Source organism: Coleofasciculus sp. G3-WIS-01, assembly GCF_040223135.1.
Taxonomy (GTDB): domain Bacteria; phylum Cyanobacteriota; class Cyanobacteriia; order Cyanobacteriales; family Coleofasciculaceae; genus Coleofasciculus.
The window spans coordinates 1-24,777 of sequence record NZ_JAVJZI010000032.1; the positions used below are offsets into that span (position 1 = coordinate 1).

The following is a 24,777-nucleotide window of genomic DNA, read 5'->3' on the forward strand; positions in this document are numbered from 1 at the left end:
CCCCCCTTCGTCTTCCTCCATAATGACCGCCTGATCACAGTTGTGGCTTACCCCGTTAGGGGCGCGATCGCTTTCCCCCCTTCGTCTTCCTCCATAATGACCGCCTGATCACAGTTGTGGCTTACCCCGTTAGGGGCGCGATCGCTTTCCCCCCTTCGTCTTCCTCCATAATGAGTATTACTTTTGTCAAGTACAATTTATACCAAATTAGATGAGCTTACCCTGCCCCGTTCCCCTCGTTCTGTACCGAAACCTGACCCCTCTAAATTAACCGAGTATTCTTGTCCAAGTTGTGGCAAATCGTTGGAACTGTATGAATACCAGAAAGAGGGTCAGCCTAAAAAAATGCTACGGTGTGCCAATCCCGCTTCTCGCCACTATAAATGTAAGGATGTCGCTTATTTTTGGACAAAAAAAGGGACATTCTGGAGTCCGAAGTTTGGCGAAGTCAAAAATATGCCCTTGAGCCAAGCGAAGGGTCAAAAAGCAAAAGCTACAAGAAAAGCGAACAGATAAACCCAGAATGGGAAAATGCCGAGCTAACTCCCAAGATTGAGCCTCTAGAATTCAAGCCAAGCGAAGATTATGCCGAATTTAAACGACCTCCCGGATTTATTAGTATCCGGCGAACCCGTTATTGCCTGCGAATCCCCCCACCAGGAAAAAGTAAAGTTTCTCACGTATGTTCTCCAACACTGTGCTAATCCTATGGGGGTCGATTGCTATCTTTGGAATTTGGGTCAGAGGGTATTAACTCGCGTGACTGAACGTGCAGAGACTAAATCTCTAATTTACACTCCAGTAACCGACTACCATCCCCCCGATGTTTCCACTGAGGAGATAGCCGAACAATTTCAGATTTTACAGTTCTTGCAAGACTTCCCCCAAAGTGGGATTTTTATTGTGGAGAATTTGTTACCGTGGCTGAGTGGCAAACCAGCGACTTTTTCCGGTGACTCAAAGTATTTATGGCTGAGCGACTATCTCAGTTCTCAGATTTTGAACTTAGCCACCTCCTTACGAGAGTTCTCTCAAAGCACGGGTCAGGTAAAACGCTTACTCCTTCTGGGCGCAACGGCTACGCTTTCCCCGGAACTTGAAGAGGCGATTCCGGTTGTGGTTACTCCCCTCCCTTCCGTCTTAGAAATTGGCAATCACCTGGAAATATTTCTCCCCCGTTTAGCCTCTGACCGGGGAATTGCTATTAGTCTGAATCAGCAAGAACGAGATAGATTAAGTCGGGCGGCGGCGGGGTTAACTTTATCGGAAATTGAGTCTGGGTTAAGACTGATTGCTACTCAACAAGGCAGCTTGACTCGTCACAGTTCCACTTTGATAATGGATTACAAAATCGCTAAATTAAAGCGATTCAACATTCAGTTTGTGGCTGAACCCGATGTCGAGTTAGGGGGATTAGATTTACTCCAAGAAGAGTTTACTAAATTTGCCCGACTCTTGGAACCCGAAGCCCAAAAGTATAACCTGTCAATTCCCAAAGGAGTGATAATGGTGGGACCTCCGGGTACAGGAAAAAGCTATGGGGCGAGGCGTTGCGCTCAACGGATGGGTGTGCCTTTAATTTTGGCAGATTGGGGGGCGTTGATTGGTATTACGCCGGCTGAAAGTGAAGCCAATCTCAGGCGGTTACTAATGCTGGCTGAAAGCTGCGCTCCGGTAGTGTTGTACTTTGATGATATGGATAAAGGGTTAGCGGGGTTTGACTCGAATGCGGATGGGGGTGTGGCTCGTCGATTAACTGGAAAGTTGTTAACGTGGATGAATGATAGAACGGCGCCGGTATTGGTTTTGGCGAGTGTTAATAGGTTAAACTATTTACCGCCTGAGTTGACGAGAGCCGGACGGTTTGATTATTTGTACTTTGTGGATTTGCCCAATGCTGGAGAGCGGAAAGATGTATTTGTCAAGCATTTAGCTAAATATGATTCTCGGTTTGTCGCCGGAGATGCTTATAGTTTTGAGCAGTGGATGAGTGTTTTGAAACGAACCCACAAATGCTCGAATTCAGAAGTTGCCACTATTGTTTCCAAGGCAGCAACTAAGGCATATTGTGAGGGTCATCCTGGTCGGATTGATGTGGCAGATTTGTTATCCGAGCGGTCTACAATTAACCCATTGGCGTTACGTGATGCGGAGCGGATTACGGCGATGCGTCGCAACGCGCAACGGGTATCGTTACCTGCGTCTTCGCCGGATAGCTCGGTCTATGCTCAACCTCAAGTGGATGATATTTATTAGTGACAATGATTCGTCGTGAAATTTTCTCCAATTCAATGTTATAAACCCTCATTTTTCCGGTATTTTCTTGCAGCATTGAGGCTGGGAAATCAAGTTGAAATAAGCTGTTATAGATTAGAGTGGGTACAGCTAGATAGAGAATCCGAACGCTGCCGATTTTGGTCTAGCATTCAGGTGAGGTGACTGACGTTTGTCGTTCAGAATCTATGAAGTCGAGGGTGGAATTTGTTCTAAGGAAACTAAACCATTGTCTTCAAAATCAATCTCCAGATGATATCCTTCCATCAATGCCGTTCCCAATAAAGGCTTATAACCAGACGCTAAAATAGGGACTACTTTTTCTCGATTGTCCCAAACAATTGTTGCTAAATGTATAGATAACAACGCCTCCCTACCATCGGCTAATCTGGCAAGCGTACTCGAATATAACGGGAGATTCATCGCACTGACTGCTTGCGGTGGTAAGGTAAGATGGTCGTTGAATCCAGTATCGATAATAAAATCGATAGAAAAATCGGGTTGTGTCGGTAAACGAAAAATTACTGGCACTATCGCTTTGCTGTCAATCAATCTCCCGTAAATCATTTGACAGTACGCTCAATCGCCCCCCCAAAGCTGACAGCAACATCATAACCAATCCGCATCGTAAATAACCTGGCATTTGGTTTTTTCTGCTTTAACTTTAAGGCTGTTTCTACGCCAGTTTTATCAATGCCGTATTCGCCCGTTTCCGCATCAATCACAATCATCCTGCCAATGTTATCATCACACTCAACCTGTTGACGAATGCCATTTTCGTAAAACTGTTTAGCTCTGTGGGCAACTTCTTCTACAGTCCAAAAAATAGCCTGCATGATAATTACACCTGCTTTGTGCTTTTTAATTATTTTAGCTGAGTCGGTAGAGGGTCGAACGCCATTACCCCTACCCATTCCCTCAACTGAACGAGTAGCAGGCTTTCATCAAGTCGGTTTCTGGGAAAATGCGATCTATCATCCATTTTACACATCACTGCTTAACCGGCAACCGAATCGTAAAAATCGTACCTTTGCCCACAACAGATTTGCAACCAATCTGCCCAGAATGAGCATTAACAATAAGTTGAGTTAAATACAATCCCAACCCACTACCCGAACGAGGATTCATACCCGCAGAGGGCAGAGAATCAATTCTATGTTGCCCACTCCGAAACCGCCGGAATAATTCCCGTTGCTTTACCGGAGGAATACCACATCCCGTATCTTGGATAACAATAACTATCCCATCAATCGACCGCGATTTGCGGTATCGTATCTTTATAAACCCCTTGCTAGTAAACTTAATCGCATTACGCACCAAATTAGTAAAAACTCGGTGCAATTCCACGCGGTCGCCCTCAATCCAGGCATCTCCCTGAAATTCACGACTCGCTTCCAGTGATAGACTCACCCCTTCAGCCACCAGAAACTGGAGTTGTTCCACTACATCCTTGAGCAACTTCTGTAAATTCACCGGGGATAAATTCAACTTTTTATCCCCGGCTTCAAACTTAGAAACCGCTAAAAACTTCTGCACCAAATCTTGCAGCCCTTGGTTACTTTCCTGCATCAACCGCAGCACTTTTATCGCTTCCGCCGATAATTCTCCACATCCCCCCTCGCACAAAAAATTCAACATCCCCTGATTAGCAACCAACGGCGTATTTAAATCATGGGTTAAACACGCCATCAACTCATCTCTCGCTTCCAGGCTTTTTTTCAACCGCAGTAATGACCTCACTCGCGGTAGCATTTCCGCCTCAGCAATGGGACGATGAATAAAATCCTCAGCCCCCGCGTCCAACCCCTGAACAACCAGCGAGTTCGGTGAATCCTCTTCCACCTGACTCGTCATCAACAAAATTGGCAGGTTGCGTAAGTGAGGATTACGGCGAATTCGCCGAGTGACCTCAATCCCATCTATCCCCGGCAAACGCACATCCATTAAAATCAAATCGGGGTAAAAACCTTTGAGCCGTTGCAAACATTCCTCACCCGAACTCGCTTTCTTTACAAAATAGCCTTGCCGCTTGAGAATGAGTTTAATCAACTCAACATTAATCGGTGTATCATCCACCACTAAAATACGGATACGGTGATGGGAAAGCGCTCTCAAGATAGTATCCCTTCCCGTAACGCTTGGACAGCAATTTGCGTGCGGCGTTCACAAGCCAACTTTCTAAACAGATTCCGCACATACAGCAGTTTGCTCTGCTATGCGGTACATTGTCGATCCCCCTCGCATCCCCCTTAAAAAGGGGGACTTTTATTTACTGTACTTTATTACAGCGCAAAGCGCTGTATACCTTGACAGATGCCACACTCAGGTACAGTTGCTGGGCAATTTCTGAATTATTATAGCCATTGACAATCAATTCCAAAACCTCGTACTCTCTGGGACTTAAATTATAATCCCCATTAGCCTTTTTTGGATCACTTTGATGAGAACTTGCTCGTGATTCCCCTTGAGTAGACTGATAACTTTGGCAATAACTTAGCACCACACTAGCAATAGCTAGGTCGATAAAATTCTCACCAAGCGCCGTAGCCTTAACTGCCGGGTAAAGTAGAGATGGGTCTAGCGTTTTCCGGCAATAAGAATCTGCTCCCGCCTCGAACGCGGCTAAAACAACCTCCTGACTATTCCAAGACGTGAGAATAAGAACCTTAGGAATCCCATAGTCCCTCTTCCCCTGACAATCGCCAGTCTTCAACGCTTTAGTTAATTGAATGCCATTCATATCGGGCAACCCAATATCTACAATAATTATATCCGGTTGAACCGAGCGATTTAATTGCAGGCATTGAGCGGCTGTCCCGCATTCCCCCACCAGCTCAAGATTAATATTAGCATTATGACTTTTCGCTTTTTCTTTTTTCAAGACTAGCCCGATCCCCATGCGAGTAAACTCATGGTCTTCGACAATCAAAACCTTATATTTTTTCGTCAATTCCATACCTTCTCCAGCTTTTGATTCAGAAAATAAACGCTCCTAAAAATCAGGTTTATAGAAGTTCATTTTTAAGAATGAATTACAAATTAGGAATAATTTATTGCTTCTGCCAACGCGCATCCACCCCACGTCCCTGACAAGTCAAACGTCCAGCATCTCGCTCCCGACGCAAGATACGACGAATCAAATCAATTCCCACCGTTGGACATCGCTCCTGCAACTCTCGAATCGAAAATTCCCTAGGCAAATTGTTAATCACATCCAACACCATTGCCGTTTTCGTTCCCCTCGTAGACGTAACCACCCCTACCCTTGTCTCAAACTCCCGATACGCCGACAGCACCATCACTCCCAAAAAATATTCCCACCATGGTAATAAGTTATGCTCTCCTTCATGCCAACCTTGGGAAGACTGATACAGCGTATCATAGTAACTTTCCTTAGTTCTCTCGACAATCCGCTCCAAACTAATAAACCGCCCCACCTCATAACCCGCTTTATAAAGTAGCAATAGGGTAATCAACCTTGCCATTCGCCCATTCCCATCTAAAAACGGGTGAATACATAAAAAATCCAGAACATAGGTCGGAATAAGCAATAACGGCTCTATCTCACTCGACTGCCAAAGGCGATTAAACTGGTCATGCAAACGTTCCATTGCCACAGGCGTCGCATAAGCGGGAGTCGGTCGAAACCTGACCACCTTAGTCCCATCCGGATAGGTGGCACTAATTTCATTATCCACCGTTTTCCAGCGCCCCCCTGTATTAACAGCAAACTGGTAAAGGTCACGATGAAGTTGTAAAATAATATTCGGCGTAAACGGAATATGGGCATAGCTAGTGTGAATCGTTGTCAGGACATCCCGATACCCAGCAATTTCCTGTTCCGAGCGATCGCGTGGTGTTGTTTTTTCCGTAACCAGCTTTTTAATCCGCTCCAACGGTACCGTAATCCCTTCAATCCGGTTAGAAGACTCCGTACTCTGAATCACCGCCGCTTGGCGCAACGTTTCCAGAACTTGGGGCGCTTGTTCCTTAAACAACTCCTGCTTACCCTTATACTCTCCAATCAAGCGAATCGTTTGCAGCAGTCTTTGATTAATCGGTTGCTGTTCAATGAACCCTTGTTCAAATGATTTCATGTTAATTTTGCCTCATAACCTCTTAACCCTTCTTCACTCTCCAATAACATCGGTACAGTAATCAGATTCAACTGACAAATTCATTCTCTTGAGCTTTATCATTATTTAGAAAGTGAAGCCCTTCTCGCCGAGTATTTTGGATTGTGAATGGCTCTACTTATCAGCATAAACTGCTCAACATCTGCAGCAGTGAGTCGAGATTGCTCCACCTGCGTCCATTGTCCGGCTTCTAACCCTGGCTTTGACTCATACTTAGCTTTCATCAACCGCTCCCCGTCAGCATTGCGCTCTAACACCAGCACCCGCGTTTCCTCCTGCGTTTGCCAATAGGCGGTATAAATATCTCCCCGATGTTGGAGGGTGGACAGCGAATAGAGCATCTGAGCGACAATTGGAGCAACAGTCTGAGTAAACTGCTGTTGAACAGAGTCGGGTTGCCCTGCTATCGATTCAGAATTAGCATAGGAGATTGGGGATAGAGCCACTACGTCCCGTTTTGCATCCCACTCCACTCCCCGATAGTTTTGCCGTCCCGGTAAAGAATAGGCGTTCCCCAGCTTATAACCGGGAAAATTGATACCATTGAGTCCAAAACTAATGCCCATAACCTCACCCTCAGCGGTCATAGCCGGACGCACCGTGACATCAGATTGCTGGAGTCTAGATACTAGCTGTGTCAGGGTGGGACAGTCCCGAGTATTGTCATCAATGATCCGTTGTAGCTGTCGGATAACAGGTAACTCTGGGGGTTGGTAGCGCTTACCATTGGCATAGTTAACCTGTTCTTTCCGGTATCGCCGCATTTGTCCCGTCGTCGGAGCGCGGCGTTCTCGGTCTGCTCTTGTCGGTGTTAGCCTATATTCAGCTTCAATTTGAGACAGTACCTGCTGAGTGCGCCTATAGTCCCAGGAATCCTGAACACAAGTGCCATCAAGCCTAACCCGACTGGCAACGATATGGACGTGGTCGTGTGTCGTGTCGGTATGCCGTGCCACGATATATTGGTTGCGGGTAAACCCCATGGCTTGGAGGTAACGTCCGGCAATTTCACACCAGGTCCGGTCATCCAGATGGTCGCGTTGGGGTAGCGACAGCGATATATGACAAACGGGTTTAGTCACTCGCTGGTTGAGAAAGTGGCAGATGCTGAATTCTCCACTTAATTCACTGGGGTTCTCTCCAGCCATATTCCCACCAATGAGCGTTGCCCCCTGTTTATTGAGAACATAATTGAGGCATTTTGTAAAGTTATTCCCCTTGACCAATTTGCCAATCATTTTAACATTCAAAACACTAAAGATTTGCCCCAGTAATTTCCAGACGCACTTGCTTAATCAGTTGCTTAAGTTGCTCAAGTAAATCGGGTTCATCCGTCGCCGTGGCTAACTGGTCGAGTTTCTTACCAATGCGACCAAGTTCCTCATAGGTGAGCAAAGCCACCTCACTAATCCGCCGGGGAGTATGGCGATTGAGTCCCTGATGTCGCAGGTAAGCCGAGATTCTCAGATTGTGGCTGGCGGCTCGTTGTTGAATTAGCACTTTCTCTTCACTGGTCAGACGAATTTTTACGAGTTCTGTGCGACGTGATTTGGGTGACATTGTTTCTTTAAGTCTCACAAAAGCCATCGTTTTCACTTTACAAGTTTCTGGACGGTTTTGCCCATTAGCCTTTAGGCTAATTCAGTTTAGCCACTTGGTCGATGTGCCTTGTTTAAAGGGTTAGCTAGGGTGAGAACAGCGTTGATGCAAGAATGTTCCATCCTTAAAAGTTATGGCTAAAGCAACAACAACTCCAAAAACTGTTATGCCTCAGGTGGTGATTTCCATCGACTTTGGCGGGTCAGATACGAAGGTAATTGCGGAGAAAGTACCTGTTGAAAATGCCAAGGATGTTCTCGGCAAATCCCACAGCTTCTCCTTTGCCATGTCTCCAGAAGTTTCTGTGGTTTCGGCAGAGTCTTTACGAGACTATACAAACTCAAGGATTGGCAATGCCTCCCCGGAGTATTCGGCATGGGTAGGCAGTCACGATACCTATACCGCCGTGGGACATCTAGCCAAGCATCGCTTTCACGGCAATCCAGGACTCGGGGAACTCAAATACGAAAGAGCGATCGCCAAAACTTTAGCCGCCGTTTGGGTGGTTCAGCAACGTTTGGCACTACCCAACAAATTCAATATCGCGCTGTCGGCATTACTTCCATACAGTGAATAAGCTGTTAGGGTTTATCGACACACTTTAAAACAATCCTAGTTACCATTAATCTTTCCCGTTAAGCTACCGTGCAATGGTCGCGAGATTCTAGAACGTACTCATGGTTAACTAGCTTTCCTATCCCTCAAGCTCATCTTCTTCAAAAGGTTCAGCAAAGCCGTATTCTTCAAGTTGACCGTCCCGCCGCACATCACAAGTCACGCAGTGAAATGACCCGCCGAAGGTGTAGACGTGACGGAAATCGACCGGAATCACTTTGAATCCTAAATCTTTGAGGAGTTTCTGCATGGGTTCCTCCTGCTTTTCCACAAAGATTGTTTTGGGATCTAAGCTCAAAATATTCATGCACACCCAACTGCTGCACATATACATGGGCCAGTTGTCGGGAAGGGTGGAGGGAGCCGCTTCTACCAGTTCCCAACCAGCTTTCTTGAAAAGCTCGGTTTGAATGCAAGGTCTTGCGGGGTTCACTAATGCTAATCCCGGTCGGAGCGGTACGAGTGAGGCATCAATGTGCATGGGATTAAGATCTGGGAATTTGACGACATGAACCCGGAATTGGTCGCTCAGATGCCGTTTGAGCCAGGTAATCCCTATCTCGTTAGTGACATGACTGCGCTGCACAAACAAATCTCGCCCAAAGCGTACAATGTCAGCAGCGTCAAAGCTGGGTTCAAGCTCTCTAGTCACAAATTGCCCTTTTTCGGTAAGAGCATACCGTTGTTCGATGGGTTTTGTGGCGTACTCAACATCATAAAATTCGTCTGACATTGAAGGCTTAGGAGCCGTTGTCCACTTAGCCCCCCGCCGCAGGTACTCGAGCATCAAGGAACGGTAAGCGCGGTATTCAAAAAAGCGCGATCGCCAAGCCATCGGTGCCTCAATAATTTCATTGCCGACGACGAGAAGGACATCGCGAGGCATAGTGGCATAGAAGCCGGAAGCTTCAAAATCTGGAGTTTTGTAGGTCTGGGAAAAGTCGATGAGATCGGGTCGGCGAACGGTGACACCTAATGCTTCTAAAACCCGACAAAACTCGTTGAGTTCTTTTGAGGCAGCTTCTACAAGTTCTTGTGGGAAGGGTTGACCGCCATACTTTTGGAAAAACCACAAGTTTTGGGGGGATGTGTTTGTCTGGAGGGCAGGCTCTAACTTCGGAACTACCGCGCCCTCTACGCAACCCACAATGACTTCTTTGAGAGGGTCCCATTCGTTGTAGCTGTTAACGACTGGAAGTTGCCGTTCAGATACTATGCTATGGGTTTGTTTCAACTGCAACACTTTTTTTTGCTCCTGTAATAAAGTTATTGGGATGCTTTATCCATCCACACGTTTACTCGTGCCTATCAATTGCTGCCAACCGCACAGTAGGCACGCCTACTTAACTCGCTCTCACTGGTTATGCAAGGCGGAAGCAACCAGTTGGTAACGATAAAAAGGTTCAGAGGGTGAGACATGAGATTCTGCTTGAGGCGCTCTAGACCTTTTCTTTTTCAAGTCTGTTGTTAGGTACTGGCAATCCCTGTGAAGGAGTGTATAAGCTTAACCGAAGTTGCTTTTTGAGCTTCTACACTCCAAAGACGATTCCAGTAGTCAATTTCTGAATTTTTCGAGTTAAAGGCATTTTTTTCCAAACAAAGTGCTAAATGACATCAGGCAATTTATCTTCCACATTTATCTTCCACAACACAACTCAATGACTCAATCGTCTCCTTAAATCAGTTATCCTTACCTCGCTAAAATTCAGAAAGCTTAGTTTGGGGGTATTCAACAAGCTTCTGTAGGATTTCCTGATAGTAACTAAACAGGTACTCTATGGTTTCACGGGTGAACAACTCTGTACTGTACAACAGAGCGATTTCAATGGTTTGAGAATCTTCATTCGGCAAACAGACATAAAGTTCTAGAGGGATAGCTTCGTCCCAGAGTTCGTCTTTAGAAGAATTTGTTACCAGTTCTTCAACCTCTAGGATTGGGCTTTTCCAATTTTCGACTGGAGGAACTATAGTAACGCTTGCAGAAGGAGTAAAATCTCTAACCCTGCCGAGCGCTTCAATGATTTTTTGTAAGGGAACCTCTTTATTCTCAAGCGCTTCACTGAGTGTTTCTTTGAGCTGCTCTAAAAGAACCAGTCCTGTTTGTTCGTCATCAAGCTTTGAGCGCAAAATTACGTCATTGATAAAGCAACCAAGCAATTTTTCAGCTTCTGGCATACTTCGATTGCCAATAGTCGCCACCATTAGAATGTCGCTTTGTCTGCTCCATTTGAACAAAAGGAGCTTCAGAGCAGCAATGATGATGCCGGAGGTAGTAACTCCCTGAGAGCGGCTTAGGGCTTCGATTGATGCGACAAGTTTTTCCCTCAAAACGAGAGAATAGGAAGATGAGCGTTGGATGTGGGGCTTGGGCTTGGGCTGTTCTTTTGGCAGGATATCTTGGGGTTGTGGGGTGTCAGCCAGCTTTTGAAGCCAATAAGAAAGTTGATGAGCCAGTACCTCTTCATTAAATTGCTTCCGCTGCCAGAGAGTAAAGTCAGCGTATTGCAATGGCAATTCAGAGAGCGGAGAAGGCAAGCCGTTTGAGAAGGCGTTATATAGCGTTTCTAACTCCTGAACAAAGATACCAATTGACCAGCCATCTGTGATAATGTGGTGCATCGGTATTAACAGCCAATGCTCTAGGCGAGCTAACCGCAGCAACGTTGTCTTCATTAATGGGCCGTCTTCAAGGTCAAAGTGGTAACCTGCTTCTTCAGCAGCAAGTCTTTGAGCTGAAGCTTCTCGTTCGGCAGGAGGTAGGTCTTGTAAGTCCACTATCTTTAACGGTAGGGTCAAGGATGGGGCGATGACCTGCACGGGTTGACCCTCCACGACAGTAAAGGTAGTACGCAGAATTTCATGACGGCGGATAATCTCGTTGATGCTCTTTTCCAACACTTCTGGAGAAAGGGTTCCTATGAAACGTAAATCAACACCGCTGTTGCAGACGGAACTGTCAGGATTCAACTGCTGGACGTACCAGATATACTCTTGTGCAAGAGACAGCGGGATGAGCGCGTCTTCTCTCTGATGGGCGAGAGGTGGTAGGGTGTCAGATGTCCTGCTGCTTGAAGATTGCTCCTGTGACCCAGCAGAAGGCGCAGTTTCTATCACCTTGCTCAGGGAAGCGATGGTGGGTGATTCAAACAGATGGCGCAGGGCAAGTTCAATAGAAAGAGCTTCTTGAATGCGAGAGATAACAGAGGTGGCTAGAAGAGAATGTCCCCCCAATTCAAAGAAATTGTCGTTAATACTTACCTGTTGCAGTCCCAAAACTTCAGCCCAGATAGCTGCTAGGATTTTTTCAGTCGGGGTAGTTGGTGCAACAAAATTATCTTCCTGTTCCTTGTGGCAGCATAGGGGTGCAGGTAAAGCGCGGCGGTCTATTTTGCCGTTGGGAGTTAGCGGTAAGGACTCCAAAGTTACAAAAGCGCTTGGCACCATGTACTCCGGCAGTTGCTCTTTTAAGAAGTGGCGCAGGTCACTATTTGTGGGTGCTGGTTCCTGAAAAGGGACGGTGTAGGCTACTAATTGCTTATTGCCTGGAACATTCTCTCTGACGATAACCGCAGTTTCTCTTACACCGGGATGCTGGCTGAGTACCGCTTCAATTTCTCCCAGTTCGATGCGGAAGCCGCGAATCTTCACCTGATTGTCAATGCGACCAAGGTATTCGATGTTGCCATCACTTAGGTAGCGAACTTTGTCTCCGGTTTTGTAGAGGCGCTCACCTAGCTCATTGCCCAAGGAGTTGGGGATAAATTTCTCTTGGGTTAAATCGGAACGGTTGAGGTAGCCTCGCGCTAGTCCTGCACCGCCAATATGCAACTCACCCGGAACGCCTATAGGTACAGGCTGTTGATACCGATCTAATATGTAGGTTTGGACATTCCGAATCGGACGACCGATCAGCACTTGATTTGATGCTGGATTGGCTGCTGATAACTCGCATATCGTTGTCCCCACAGTGGCTTCTGTAGGACCGTAAATATTCACCAGACGCACTTGTTGCCCTACATACTCAATCCAAGTTTTCCATCGTTCGGGAAGTGCTTTTTCTCCGCCAATGCTGACCAAGCGTAATGATGGGGGGAGTGCAAAATTTTCTTGGCTTAATATTGCTGTAAGTTCGTGCCAATAGGCTGTTGGCAACGCCAGTACGGTTATTTCCCAATCCCTGCACTTCTGCAAAAATACACCAATCGAATCCAACATGGAATCGGTACGCAATACGAGTGTTGCACCCGAAATCAGGCAGGTGTAGATTTCTTCGGCACTAGCATCGAAACTAATCGAGGCAAACTGCAAAACGCGATCACGCTTCTCTATCTCATATTCAATACTGACGGCAGTGGTATAGTTCACCAAAGACCGATGCTGGATGGTTACTCCCTTTGGTTTTCCGGTCGAGCCGGAGGTGTAAATGACATAAGCTAAGTTTGAGGCATTTACGCCGCAGGCAATGTTTTCGGAGCTGTGTTGGGCGATCGCCTCCCATTGTGTATCTAGGCAGACTACCTCTGCTTCATGCTGGGGCAGTCTGTTAACTAACCGTTGTTGAGTCAGCAGCACTGGCACAGCCGAGTCTTCAAGCATGAAAGCCAATCGTTCAGACGGGTACGTGGGGTCGAGCGGAACGTAAGCGCCCCCAGCTTTGAGAATGCCTAAGAGTCCTACTATCATTTCTAAGGAACGCTCGACACAGATGCAAACCAAAACTTCTGGCTCTACGCCCTGCGATCGCAGGTAATGAGCGAGTTGGTTAGCTCTTGCATTTAATTCTCGATAGGTCAGTTGTTCTCCTTCAAATACCAGTGCCACCGCATCAGGTGTTAGAGCCACCTGCTCTTCAAATAACTGATGGATACACTTATCCTGAGGATAGTCTGTTGTGGTATTATTCCACTCGACTAATAGCTGGTGGCGCTCTCGTTGTGTCAGCAGGGGCAATTCTAAATTCGGCTGAATAGGATTGGCTGTGATCGCTTCCAGTAAAGTCTGGAAATGTCCCGCCATCCGAGCGATCGTGACCTCATCAAACAGGTCAGCATTGTATTCCCATACTCCTACCAATCCATCAGCCGTATTCTCCATTGATAGGGTCAAATCAAACTTGGCTGTGCCGATTTCAACGGCATAAGAACTTACCGTTAACTCAGGCAGTTCCACAGCAGGCACTAAAGCGTCGTCAAGAGCAAACATCACCTGAAACAAAGGTGTGTAGCTTAAGTCTCGCGTTGGTTGCAATGCCTCTACCAACTGCTCGAAGGGTAGGTCTTGATGCGCGTAAGCCCCGAGCGCCACTTCCCGGACTCGATTGAGTAACTGCTCAAAACTGGGGTTGCCCGATAGGTCGGTACGCAGCACTAAGGTATTGACAAAAAAGCCAATTAGCCCTTCAATTTCCCGTCGGTTGCGACCAGCTACAGGCGTCCCTACTACGATGTCATCTTGCCCTGAGTATCGGTAGAGCAATGTCACAAACGCTGCATATAGCGTCATAAACCGAGTGACTCCCGCCCGCTTGCTTAAAGCGGTAAGTTCCGCACTCAATTCAAGAGAAAGGGCTGTATAGTAATATCCTCCCCGGAAAGTTTGAACAGCCGGTCGCGGTCGGTCGGTCGGCAATTCTAATAAAGCCGGAGCGTCTAATAGTTGTTCCTTCCAGTAGTCAAGCTGGGGAACCAGTATTTCTCCTTGCAACCACTGCCGCTGCCAAACCGCAAAGTCGGCATATTGTACTGGCAACTCTGGTAAACTTGGAGCCGCTCCTATGCAGAAGGCTTTGTAAAGTTGTGTTAATTCTCTAACGAATACGCCCAGCGACCAACCATCAGAAATAATGTGGTGCATGGTGAGCAGTAAGACGTACTCTGTTTCACCTAGCTGTAGTACCGTACCCCGGAGTAAAGGCTCTCGTTCCAGGTTAAAAGGTCGATTCGCTTGTTCATTTACCAATCGTTGCGCCTCGATTTCTCGGTCGCTTTCTCGAAGGTGCAACAAGTTCACCACTTGTAGTTGACAATTGAGAGTTGAGGCGATAACTTGAACGGGCTGACCTTCTACCGTCGCGAAGTTGGTGCGTAACGCTTCATGCCGCTGGATAATTTTGTTTATGCTGCTCTGTAGCGCCGCTATATTGAGCTGACCGCTAAGACGCAAAGCAAGCGGGATGTTGTAGAAGGCACTGTTTGGTTGTAACCGATCGAGGAACCACAACCTTGCTTGAGCGAAGGATAATGGGATGGACTCTGACCTTGGAATCGGTAATAAAGGCAGAGCTTGTACAGATTGTCCGTTCTTGAGCGAATTCTCAACCCACTCGGCTAATTCGGCAATCGTGGGAGCTTCAAACAAACTGCGTAATGGTAATTCGATGGATATTGTATCGCGCACCCTCGAAATCACTTGAGCGGCTAATAAGGAATGTCCACCCAAGGTAAAGAAATTGTCATGAACGCCTACTTGGTCAATTAAGAGGATGTTACCCCAAATGCTAGCTAGCATTTCCTCAATTGGAGTTCGAGGAGCGACAAAAGACTCTTCCAGTTCTTTCCGCAAATTGGGGGCGGGTAAGGCGCGACGGTCTACTTTACCATTGGGTGTCAGGGGCAGTGCCTCCAGCACAACAAAAGCACTTGGCACCATGTACTCCGGCAGTTGCTCTTTTAAGAAGCGGCGCAGGTCAGTAATTGTGGGTGTTCCTTCCTGATGCGGCACAATATAAGCTACTAATTGGTTGTCACCGGAAAGGTTAACTCTTGCGATGACCGCAGTTTCTCTTACACCGGGATGCTGGGTGAGTACCGCTTCAATTTCTCCCAGTTCGATGCGGAAGCCGCGAACTTTCACCTGATTGTCAATGCGACCCAAAAACTCGATGTTACCGTCTGGTAAATAACGTGCTTTATCACCAGTTTTATACAGGTGAGAACCCGGTTCATTGCTAAAGCGATTGGGGATAAATTTTTCTTCAGTTAAATCGGGACGGTTGAGGTATCCTCGCGCTAAGGAGACGCTGGCAATGTAGAGTTCCCCAGGAACCCCAATGGGAACAGGTTGGAGATAGCGATCGAGAATATAAACTTGAGTGTTATCAATCGGACGACCAATGTGAGGTGATGTATTATCTGTGCCATCACATAAAACCAACCCAGAAGTCGTGACCACAGTGTTCTCGGTTGGTCCGTAGTTATTGACTACCTTGAAGGGAATTGAAGCTGATGGATTCTGATGAAGCTTATCCCCACCCGTCAGCATGATTTGCAAAGCTCCGTTTTTGGGCCATTGCACAGACAACAGCTTTTCTGCTATCGGAGTAGGAATAAAAGTAATGGTTATCTGTTTGGTCAACAGCCAGTCACGCAGTTTTTCTGGAGACAGAAGAATCTCTGGCTCGATTAAATAAATACTCGCTCCCGATGCTAAAGTTGGCCATACTTCCCACACAGAAGCATCAAATGCTGTTCCGGCTAGTTGAGTAGCTCGGTCTGATGATGTGAGCAAAAAGGCGCGTTGATGCCAGAAAATCAGATTTAGCAGCCCTGAGTGGGCGATGAGAACTCCTTTAGGTTTTCCAGTTGAACCGGAAGTGTAAATGACATAAGCTAAGTTTTCTGGTGTTACATCACTTTGGGGAGGAAGTTCACTTTCAGCAGAGATTTTTTCCCAATCAGCGTCCAAGCAGACTACCTGTGCTTGATGCTCTGGTAACGAGGCAACCAGTTTTTGTTGAGTCAGTAAAACTGGCAGCCGTGAATCATCGAGCATATAAGCAATGCGCTCAGAAGGATAGGCGGGGTCTATAGGGACATAAGCACCACCTGCTTTGAGTACGCCTAAGAGTCCTACAATCATGTCGAAGGAACGCTCGACGCACAGACCCACCAAAACTTCTGGTCTGACTCCCAAGCTTTGCAGGTAGTGAGCTAATTTGTTGGCGCGTCGGTTTAATTCCCCATATGTGAGTTGTTCTCCTTCAAAAACCACTGCCACCGCATCAGGTGTTAGAGCCGCCTGCTCTTCAAACAACTGATGGATACACTTATCCTGAGAATATTTTTTTGTAGTATTGTTCCACTCAAAGAGCAGTTGATGTCGCTCTTGTTGTGTAAGCAACGGCAATTCTGAGACTCGCTGCTGTGGATTGGCTACAATTCCCTCAAGTTCGGTTTGGAAATGTCCCGCCATTCGAGCGATAGTAGCATCATCAAACAGGTCGGTGTTGTATTCCCACACTCCCATTAATCCTGTTTTTGTCTCCCAAAGTAACAGACTCAAATCACACTGAGCCGTCCCCCGTTCTACTAGCTCTGGAGTCATGGTCATATTGGGTAACTCCAAAGCATCCAGCGAAAAATTCTCTAGGGCAAACATCACCTGAAACAGGGGATTGTAGCTGGAAGAACGTTCTGGCTGCAAGGCTTCTACCACTTGATCAAAAGGAACATCCTGGTGGGCGTGAGCATCCAGGACAACCTGCTTCACTTGGTTGAGAAAATCTGAAAAACTGGGATTCTCTTTGATTTGAGTACGCAACACCAAAGTATTGACAAAAAAGCCAATTAGTGAATCAAGTTCTGTACGGTTGCGGTTAGCAAACGGGGAGCCAATACAAATATCATCCTGACCGCTGTAACGATGGAGTAAGACAGCAAAAGCCGCCAGCAATGTCACAAACAGAGTAGTTCCTGACTTTTGGCTCAAGGTTTTGAGTTGCGCGGTTAAATTTGAGTTGAGTTTAAATTCTTTAATCGCACCCGAGAAAGTTTGAACCGAAGGACGAGGATAATCTGTTGGTAATTCCAATAACGGCGGTGCATCTGCTAATTGTTGCTTCCAGTAGTCAAACTGCCGTTGTTGCAATTCCTCAATCAACCACTGTCGCTGCCAAATAGTGAAGTCACCATACTGGATAGTTAACTCAGGTAATGGCGTTGGAGAACCAGTAGCAAAGGCTTGATAGAGGGCGGATAATTCTTTGATGAATATTCCCATTGACCAGCCATCTATAATGATGTGGTGTAGGGTCAGTATCAACAGGTGAAACCCTGGCTCCAGGCGTAGCAAAGTGACTCGCAACAATAGAGCTTTGCCTAAGTCAAAAGGTTGATGAACTTCTTTAGTAATTATCTGTTGAACTTCGGCTTCTTTTAAACCTTGTAAGTCCACCACTGATATATTTACAGTTAAGGTGGGGAGAATCCGCTGCACCGCGACTCCATCTACCGTAAGGAAGATAGTTCGCAAAGCTTCGTGACGGCGGATAATCTCGTTGATACTCTGCTCTAAGGCTGATACATTCAGCGCACCAATAATCCGAAATTGTAGACTTTCATTGTAAAAGGGGATTTGACTATCTAACTGATAGAGAAACCACATCCTCTGCTGAGGAAAGGATAAAGGTAAATCGCTATCTCGCTTAACAGCCAGTATAGGTTCAGAAGTAAATTGTTTAGCGGTTTTTGCTTCTTTCAAAAAAGCAATAATTTCTGTTTTCCGCTCCACCAGTTCCTGTTTAAGGGCTGATGTGATTACTCCCTTGGGGGCGCGATAGCGGAGCTGGTTATCTTCAATCCAGATTCTGATGCCTAAACTGTTAAGTGAAGACAAAAATTCAACTGTTGTCATTTTATAAATAACCTTCTTCGTATTCTTCTTCTGTGTCAGTCATAAATGCGCCCCCGTCTTCTGATGTAGTTTTCAGCGCCTCAAGGTTATGGGCTAAGTCAGCTACAGTAGGAGATGCGAATAAACGGTGTAAAGACAATTCAAGAGAAAAAGCGTCGCGCAACCGAGAGATTAGTTGCGTTGCCAGAAGGGAATTTCCCCCAAGTTCAAAGAAGTTGTCGTGAATGCTTAGAAGCGGGATACCTAAAACTTGCTGCCAAATTTGAGCAATCTGTCGTTCTACCTCGTTCCGGGGTGCTACGTTCTTGGAAGCTTCCTGATGAGTAAATCGCTGAACTAATTTGTCTCTGTCAATTTTGCCACTCTGGGTGAGGGGCATTTCTAACAATTGAACTAAGTTGCAGGTGCAGGGAGTTCCAAAGCGGTCTTGTAGCTTCAAATCTGGTAATTTAACAACAGAGGAACTACTACTAGCAGTAAAATAGGCAGTTAATTTCTGCTCTCCTTGGGCTTCAGGTTGCCAACGTTGAATGTTTGGCTTGCTGCCATCCAACCCTATAAATAGGTATGAAGAGTCGTGGTGTAAACCAGCAAGCATTGAAGATATCGCTGGAGAGGAGGGCATGGCATAAAAACCTTTCGCACGGCTCAGATTCTTCATCTGATACCCCTGGCTCATCCCTGTCTCATCCCACATACTCCAAATAAAACAATGGCTTTGCAATGCACTTTTGTATTTTTGGTAATGGGAAAAGCGATCGAGAAAACTATTGGCAGCAGCATAAGCGCCTACAGCAGTGCCTCCAAAGAAACCATTGACGGAAGAAAAGTTGAGGAAAATGCTTTCGGCATTGTCTTTTATCAGTTGATGCAGCGCCCAAGCACCCAACATCTTGGGACGAAGCACTGCTGCTAAGTTCTCCTGAGTTTGTTCAACTACAAGCTGCTCGTGGAATGTTCCAGCTAAATGGATTACTCCATCCAAATTTTTCCCCCATCGGGCTTTAGCTTTTTCGACTATTGTCAGCAACTGCTTTTCGTCACAGATATCAACAGTTTCGTAAATTACCTCTCCCCCAAGCTGAAGAAGTTCCTGGTAAGCTTTCAGGCGCTGCGAGATAGCATCTTCTTGCTCTAGATGGGTAATCCAAGTACTTTTTTGGGGTAAAGGAGTTCTTCCGACCAACAGAAGCCGAGCTTGGTAATGTTTCAGTAGATACTGGGCAATCTGGATACCCACACCTCCCAGTCCCCCGCTGAGAAGATAAGTTCCTCCTTGCTTGAAGGGAATTGGGTGTTTGGGGAAGCTTGGCAAATCCACTTTTTCTAGACGCGGAACGAAACGCTGCCCATTCCTGTAGGCTACTTCTCGTTCTTTTGAGGAGACGAAGTGTTCTTGTAAAATATAAGCCCCATTTGTTTCAACGCCATCGAATGGTAAATCGATGTGGCGACAGTTTAACCAGGGCAGTTCTTGGGGAATGGTTTTCAGCAGTCCCAGTACTGAGGATTTTTCATAAGCTATTGGGTCAGTTGACGAAATGGACTGGATATGACTGGAAATGAATAACAATTGAACCCAATGGTCAGAACCCTGAACTTTGGCTAGGGCTTGAACTAGGAACAATAAACTGTATATTCCTTGTTCTTGTGCTTGTTCGAGAGCTTCTAAACTAGAGACTTCCTCGATATACTCGTCATAAGTCCATAGGTGAAGTATCTGCCCGATGATAATGTTATCTGCTGCCAGAGATTCGATTAAGAGTCGATAATGCTCCGCTTTCCCTGGAGCGATTGTATAGCGTGAGCGACTGATTTGTCGAAAATCTTGCCCAGATGAAACAGTTATGTATGGCTGGTTATGCTGTGACAGGATTTGACACAAATATGCCCCCAATCCGAACGAATCGAGAAATACTAGAGTGGGATTGATTAGAGGCTCAGAAAAATTAAAAGTAACGGGGCATTTTGGCTTCCAGACAATCCGGTAGAACCAGTCAGGAATGGTATTGGCATTGCCCAGTAATATATCAACCCGCTTGAGAATTGGTTTAAACTCACCTGCATTGAAGCGCTGACTAAGTTGGGAGCGCTGAATTTTGCCAATGGCGGTTTTGGGAATAATTTCTTTATCTACTGGAATTAGATAATCTGGATTTAATCCCACCTTGTTGACTACAGAATCGCGAATCTCCTTGAGGAGATTCACCAAACCCTCGTCATCAGGAAGTTTTGGATTGAAAAAGATGGCTAATTTATCAGTATTGCTTCCAGTAACTCGGACAGCACAAGCTGCTGTATAAGAGACTTCTACTCCTTCAACTTCTTCGACAGCCGCTTCTATTTCGTGGCAGTAGTGGTTAAGTCCATTGATAATAATCACATCTTTCTGCCGCCCGGTAATCGTTAAACGTCCTTGACGGAGAAATCCTAAATCTCCCGTATTAAACCAGCAATCCGAGGTAAAAACTTCTTGGTTTGCTTGTGGATTCTGATAGTAACCGGAGGTAACCGAAGCCCCTTTAACCTGTAAACGACCAATCGTACCTTCTGTAACTATTTGTTCATTTTCATCAACAATGCGTAGCGAAGCACCAGCGATGGGAAGTCCCAGTTCCACAAATGAAGCGTCATCCGATGAAGATTCTAGGGAAAAACTGTCAGACCAGGTAATACCAGAACAGGTTTCGCACATACCAAAAGCCGGGTGAATGGCATTGGTCTGCAAACCGTGGCGGCGAAGCAGCTGAAGGAAATTCCTCGCTATTTTAGCTACAATAGCTTCCCCAGCGTTTACCAGAAACCGCATCGAAGATAAATCCCAGTGCTTTTGATTAATATCTTCAGCGCGATCGCAAATCAAATTAAAGGCAAAATTAGGTGCCCAACTAATCGTAGCTTTATGGCAGTCAATCAAATCTAGCCACAAGAGTGGATTTTGTAGAATCAAGTCAGTAGGCACATGGATTTGCTGGCACCCTAAATCAACAGCCATAATACTGAGAAATACCAAAGCACCCACATGATCCAAAGGCATCCAGTTTAAAGTAGTGTCCTGGCTGGAAAAATTATTCATTAAAACTGTGCCAGCCGACATACTCAATAAATTGCGATGATTCAGCATCACACTCTTAGGTATGCCAGTGCTTCCAGAAGTCAAAAGCAAAATCGCTAAATCTTCTGGCTGGCTGCTATGCCAGTTAAAATCCGGTTCGCAAGAGCGCAGCTTATCAATAGTTTCAACTTGAAAGTTTTCTAAATTTAAAAGGCTTGACAAACCCCGAATTTTAGGAGTTAAAGAAGCACCTGCCAGCACGAGGGGTTTTCCCAGCATTTGCCAAGCATTCTGGAGTTTGCTTGTGGTACTGTTGACTTGCTCGTAGGTTGGGGCTATGGATATTGGCACCGGAACAAAGCCCCCTAGCACACAGCCCCAAAAAGCAGGAATGAAATCTTGAGTGTGTTCTAGTTGAAAAATTACTTTGTCTTGGGGTTTGAGTCCTAGCTTTTTCAACCCAGCTAAAATTCTTTGGGCTTCTTGCCATAATTCTTGATACGATTGAACGCTCTCGGTGCCATCAGGTTGAATGTAGACAATACCTTTAGTTGACTGTTGAGCAGCTCGTTGGAGTACCTCTCCTAAAGTTTTGGGAGCATCTTCCGGGTAGTGCAGCGGTTCTCCGTGACTGATGGCTAGCTTTTTTGCCTCTGACGAACACTTGTTTTCTATCTTCTCGCTGAGTGTGGTTACTTGTGTCTGAGTCTGGCTATCTTCAGGGGCGTTGGCGTAGACAGCCGCAGGCATCGCTTGACGGTCGGGTAGCAAATCGTCTAAATGGAGAGGGGAAATATCCTTAAGGAGTGGCTCAACGACTACCGCAACCCGATCTATTTCTGACCATGACTGTAGTTGCTCTTCTATAGTATTTATCAAGTCAGAGTCAATAACTTCTAATCTAGCTAGTGCAGCTTCATCCACCTGTCCTGTAGCTGTCAAAGGTATGGTGGAAACTGGCACGTAAGCTTTTGGCAGCAAAGCTTTTGATACAATCCCTTGCAGTTGGGATTGGATTTGCTCTGGGGATATGGGCAGAGTTGAGACGATGTAAACAACTAATTCGGGTTGGCAGGTTGCCGTTTCCCTAATTAGAACAGCACAGTCGTCAACTAATGGGTTTGATAACAGAGCTTTTTCTACTTTGGTCTTTAGACTCTGCAAGTACTCCGCAATCTGTTTATCTGTATCATTCTCCAGAGATTGGTTTGTCTGTTGGGCAACCGGGATTTTTGGATTGTTAAAAGACGAAATCATTTAATTTAGTTCAGTTGAATTTTACAGATAGTCTTTAAGAGTTGAATCAAATCCTTTGGTCAACCACTCACAACCAGACAACCGGAATCCATCACGAACATGACATCCGCACGCAACGCATGAGCCATGCTGTGGGTAATGAAAATCACAGTGCGGTCTTGGGTGATGCGTTCGATAGTGGCGAGAATTCCAGCTTCAGTCGCCGGGTCTAATGCTGACATAGCTTCATCGAGAATCAGAATTGCTGGCTCTCTCACCAACGCCCTAGCTAGAGCAATTCTTTGCCGTTGTCCCCCTGATAACTGTCCCCCCCTGTCGCCAACAGGAGTGTCATAACCTTGAGGTAAAGTCAAAATAAAATCGTGAATTTCTGCCGATTTAGCGGCAGCTTCTACCTCTTCATCACTCGCTTCCAGATACCCCATGCGGATGTTTTCCCGCACCGAGCCATTAAACAAAATCACCTCTTGAGAAACCAATCCAATCTGAGAACGGAGCGAGCGTATAGTGCAGTCGCGCAAATCAACTCCATCAAAGAGAATGCGTCCCTTATCCGGGTCATAAAATCGCGTCAGTAAATTGACAATCGTACTTTTGCCCGCGCCACTCTGACCGACAAATACCGCCAAGTCTCCTTGGCGAATCTTCAGCGATAGATTTTTCACCCCGCCTCTATCAGAGGAGTAGTTAAAGCTAACATCATCAAAGTAAATATCACTTTTGAATTGGGGCAATTCAATCGCATCCGGTGCGTCTTGAACCTGAGGAACTTCAGCTAACAGAAGGTGGACGCGCTGCATGGCTGCTACCCCGTCTATTAGGTGAGGCAGGGAAAAAGTAAAACTAAGAATGTTCAGATTTAAACCGACTAATAAAACCTGATAAGAGACGAGTGTACCTACCGTAATCCACTTCCAGTAGGTCATTACTGCACCAATACTGATTATAACAAGTTGGACAAAGACAAATACTAAAGTCGGAATCCTTTGGACTAAATAAGAGGAAAATTTGGCTTGAATATAAACTTTTTTCAGTTTGTGCAAATCCTTGGAAAAATTGTTAATCGTTCGGGCTTGCAAACCGAATATTTTCACAACGGACTGAGAGAGGATATTTTCTTGAACTACATTAGCAATTTGTCCTTCTTGTTCTCTCAATTGATAGTTTTGCTCTGTAGCATTTTGACCAATTTTTGCGGGTGCAAGGATGCAGAAGGTTAAACCAATACAACTAATCAGACCTAACTGCCAGTTGAGGGAAAACATAAAGATAGCAGAAAATAGGATGCTACCTAGTTCTAAAATCATTACTAGCCCATAGTTCAAGCTATTTTCTACTTTTTCGGTATCGACTGAAAAACAGTTAACAATATCTCCGGCTGAACGCCGCCCAAAAAACTCCATAGAAAGGCTTTGCAGGCGATCGAACATAGCATAGCGAATATTGTTGATGACTAAAATGCTAAACCGTGTTGCCCAAAAATCTCCCAACAACCCGATGAATACAAATAAAATTGCTCCCCCACCTAACAAGAGCAGAATTAAAACTAGGAGTCGGTAATTTTGAGGAATGATAGCAGCATCGATAATAAACTTTAAGCTGATTCTGATTGAGGATTCAAAGGCTGCCTCAAAAAGTCCACGAATGATGAGAAGAATGGCTAACCATCGATAGGGGACGATGTATTTATTAAGTTCCTTGATAAACCAAACTAGATTCATTTTTATTCAAGGAGTAAGACTTTCAGGGCTTTGGCTGTACACGAATCATCTGAAAACACTATATGTGATGAAAGTTAATTACTTCAAAAAGTTTTGAGACTGCATCTTATCTCTATGATGCTTCCTCTCCCCCGCCCCTGTCAACCCCCCACAATGCTCACACTGATAATCCGGTGGCTACCCCTCACACAGTCAGAATCGCCCCAGCAGCAAAAAGTCATTTTAGGTGTCACCCTAGCTGACACAGAAGGCACAACCACTGCCCCCCTGATCCAAATGATAACCGCTGCCGAGTTGGGGGAACTGCCTTCAGCAGTATTAGTGCAGCTCATCGAGACAGCAGCAGGAGTAAGCTGTTCGGCATTTAAATAGGGTATAATTAAAATAGGAAATCCGAAAAATAAAAAAAATATGCCAGCCAAAGATTATTTGAAACCTGAGCAAAAAGAAAAATTACAAATTGCTCTAAAAACCGAGAATAATGCAGATA

At 45.7% G+C, this 24,777-nt stretch carries 16 protein-coding genes; 4 read left to right on the forward strand and 12 right to left on the reverse strand.

Features of this window, described 5'->3' with window-relative positions:
• Positions 1-183: 183 nt before the first annotated feature.
• The gene (locus tag RIM23_RS03480) at positions 184-516 is read left to right on the forward strand and encodes a hypothetical protein (RefSeq protein ID WP_446364483.1); all 333 of its coding nucleotides are present in this window, start codon (positions 184-186) and stop codon (positions 514-516) included.
• A 69-nt stretch (positions 517-585) separates the two neighbouring features.
• Positions 586-2,256, forward strand: a complete 1,671-nt coding sequence (locus RIM23_RS03485) for an AAA family ATPase (protein WP_446364485.1) — start codon at positions 586-588, stop codon at positions 2,254-2,256.
• Here the strand turns inward: RIM23_RS03485 and RIM23_RS03490 are convergent.
• The 8 genes from RIM23_RS03490 to RIM23_RS03525 form a co-directional block, all read right to left on the reverse strand.
• Complete coding sequence (locus RIM23_RS03490; RefSeq protein ID WP_446364511.1) at positions 2,159-2,413, reverse strand: hypothetical protein; 255 nt, start codon at positions 2,411-2,413, stop codon at positions 2,159-2,161. The two genes, RIM23_RS03485 and RIM23_RS03490, sit on opposite strands and share 98 nt — an antisense overlap.
• Before the next feature lie 47 nt (positions 2,414-2,460).
• Positions 2,461-2,841 (reverse strand): clan AA aspartic protease, encoded by a 381-nt coding sequence (locus RIM23_RS03495; RefSeq protein WP_446364487.1) that lies wholly within the window; start codon positions 2,839-2,841, stop codon positions 2,461-2,463.
• A complete protein-coding gene (locus RIM23_RS03500) occupies positions 2,838-3,110 on the reverse strand; it encodes a hypothetical protein (RefSeq protein WP_446364489.1) in 273 nt (90 codons plus the stop codon). Before RIM23_RS03500 ends, RIM23_RS03495 begins: the two co-directional genes overlap by 4 nt.
• A 154-nt stretch (positions 3,111-3,264) precedes the next feature.
• Positions 3,265-4,389, reverse strand: a complete 1,125-nt coding sequence (locus RIM23_RS03505; RefSeq protein WP_446364491.1) for a hybrid sensor histidine kinase/response regulator — start codon at positions 4,387-4,389, stop codon at positions 3,265-3,267.
• Between the two features lie 154 nt (positions 4,390-4,543).
• Complete coding sequence (locus tag RIM23_RS03510) at positions 4,544-5,230, reverse strand: response regulator transcription factor (protein ID WP_446364493.1); 687 nt, start codon at positions 5,228-5,230, stop codon at positions 4,544-4,546.
• A gap of 94 nt (positions 5,231-5,324) precedes the next feature.
• Entirely contained in the window at positions 5,325-6,371 is a 1,047-nt protein-coding gene (locus tag RIM23_RS03515) for a Fic family protein (protein ID WP_446364495.1), read from the reverse strand.
• Between the two features lie 101 nt (positions 6,372-6,472).
• On the reverse strand, positions 6,473-7,648 hold the full coding sequence (locus RIM23_RS03520; RefSeq protein ID WP_446364497.1) for a relaxase/mobilization nuclease domain-containing protein: 1,176 nt from the start codon (positions 7,646-7,648) through the stop codon (positions 6,473-6,475).
• A gap of 16 nt (positions 7,649-7,664) precedes the next feature.
• Positions 7,665-7,970, reverse strand: coding sequence for a plasmid mobilization protein (locus RIM23_RS03525; RefSeq protein ID WP_446364499.1), 306 nt, complete (start codon positions 7,968-7,970; stop codon positions 7,665-7,667).
• A gap of 172 nt (positions 7,971-8,142) precedes the next feature.
• Between RIM23_RS03525 and RIM23_RS03530 the strand changes: the two genes are divergently transcribed.
• Entirely contained in the window at positions 8,143-8,586 is a 444-nt protein-coding gene (locus tag RIM23_RS03530) for a hypothetical protein (protein WP_446364501.1), read from the forward strand.
• A 117-nt stretch (positions 8,587-8,703) separates the two neighbouring features.
• On the opposite strand, the gene RIM23_RS03535 is transcribed toward RIM23_RS03530, so the two are convergent.
• The 4 genes from RIM23_RS03535 to RIM23_RS03550 form a co-directional block, all read right to left on the reverse strand.
• Complete coding sequence (locus tag RIM23_RS03535) at positions 8,704-9,864, reverse strand: amidinotransferase (protein WP_446364513.1); 1,161 nt, start codon at positions 9,862-9,864, stop codon at positions 8,704-8,706.
• A gap of 458 nt (positions 9,865-10,322) precedes the next feature.
• Positions 10,323-18,254 carry an amino acid adenylation domain-containing protein gene (locus RIM23_RS03540; protein ID WP_446364503.1) on the reverse strand — a complete coding sequence of 2,644 codons (7,932 nt, stop codon included), beginning with the start codon at positions 18,252-18,254 and terminating at the stop codon, positions 10,323-10,325.
• A gap of 1 nt (position 18,255) precedes the next feature.
• Entirely contained in the window at positions 18,256-22,566 is a 4,311-nt protein-coding gene (locus RIM23_RS03545) for an SDR family NAD(P)-dependent oxidoreductase (protein ID WP_446364505.1), read from the reverse strand.
• 59 nt (positions 22,567-22,625) lie between these two features.
• Positions 22,626-24,287 (reverse strand): ABC transporter ATP-binding protein, encoded by a 1,662-nt coding sequence (locus RIM23_RS03550; protein WP_446364507.1) that lies wholly within the window; start codon positions 24,285-24,287, stop codon positions 22,626-22,628.
• Between the two features lie 153 nt (positions 24,288-24,440).
• On the opposite strand from RIM23_RS03550, the gene RIM23_RS03555 reads away from it, so the two are divergent.
• A complete protein-coding gene (locus RIM23_RS03555) occupies positions 24,441-24,659 on the forward strand; it encodes a hypothetical protein (protein ID WP_446364509.1) in 219 nt (72 codons plus the stop codon).
• Positions 24,660-24,777 lie beyond the last annotated feature (118 nt).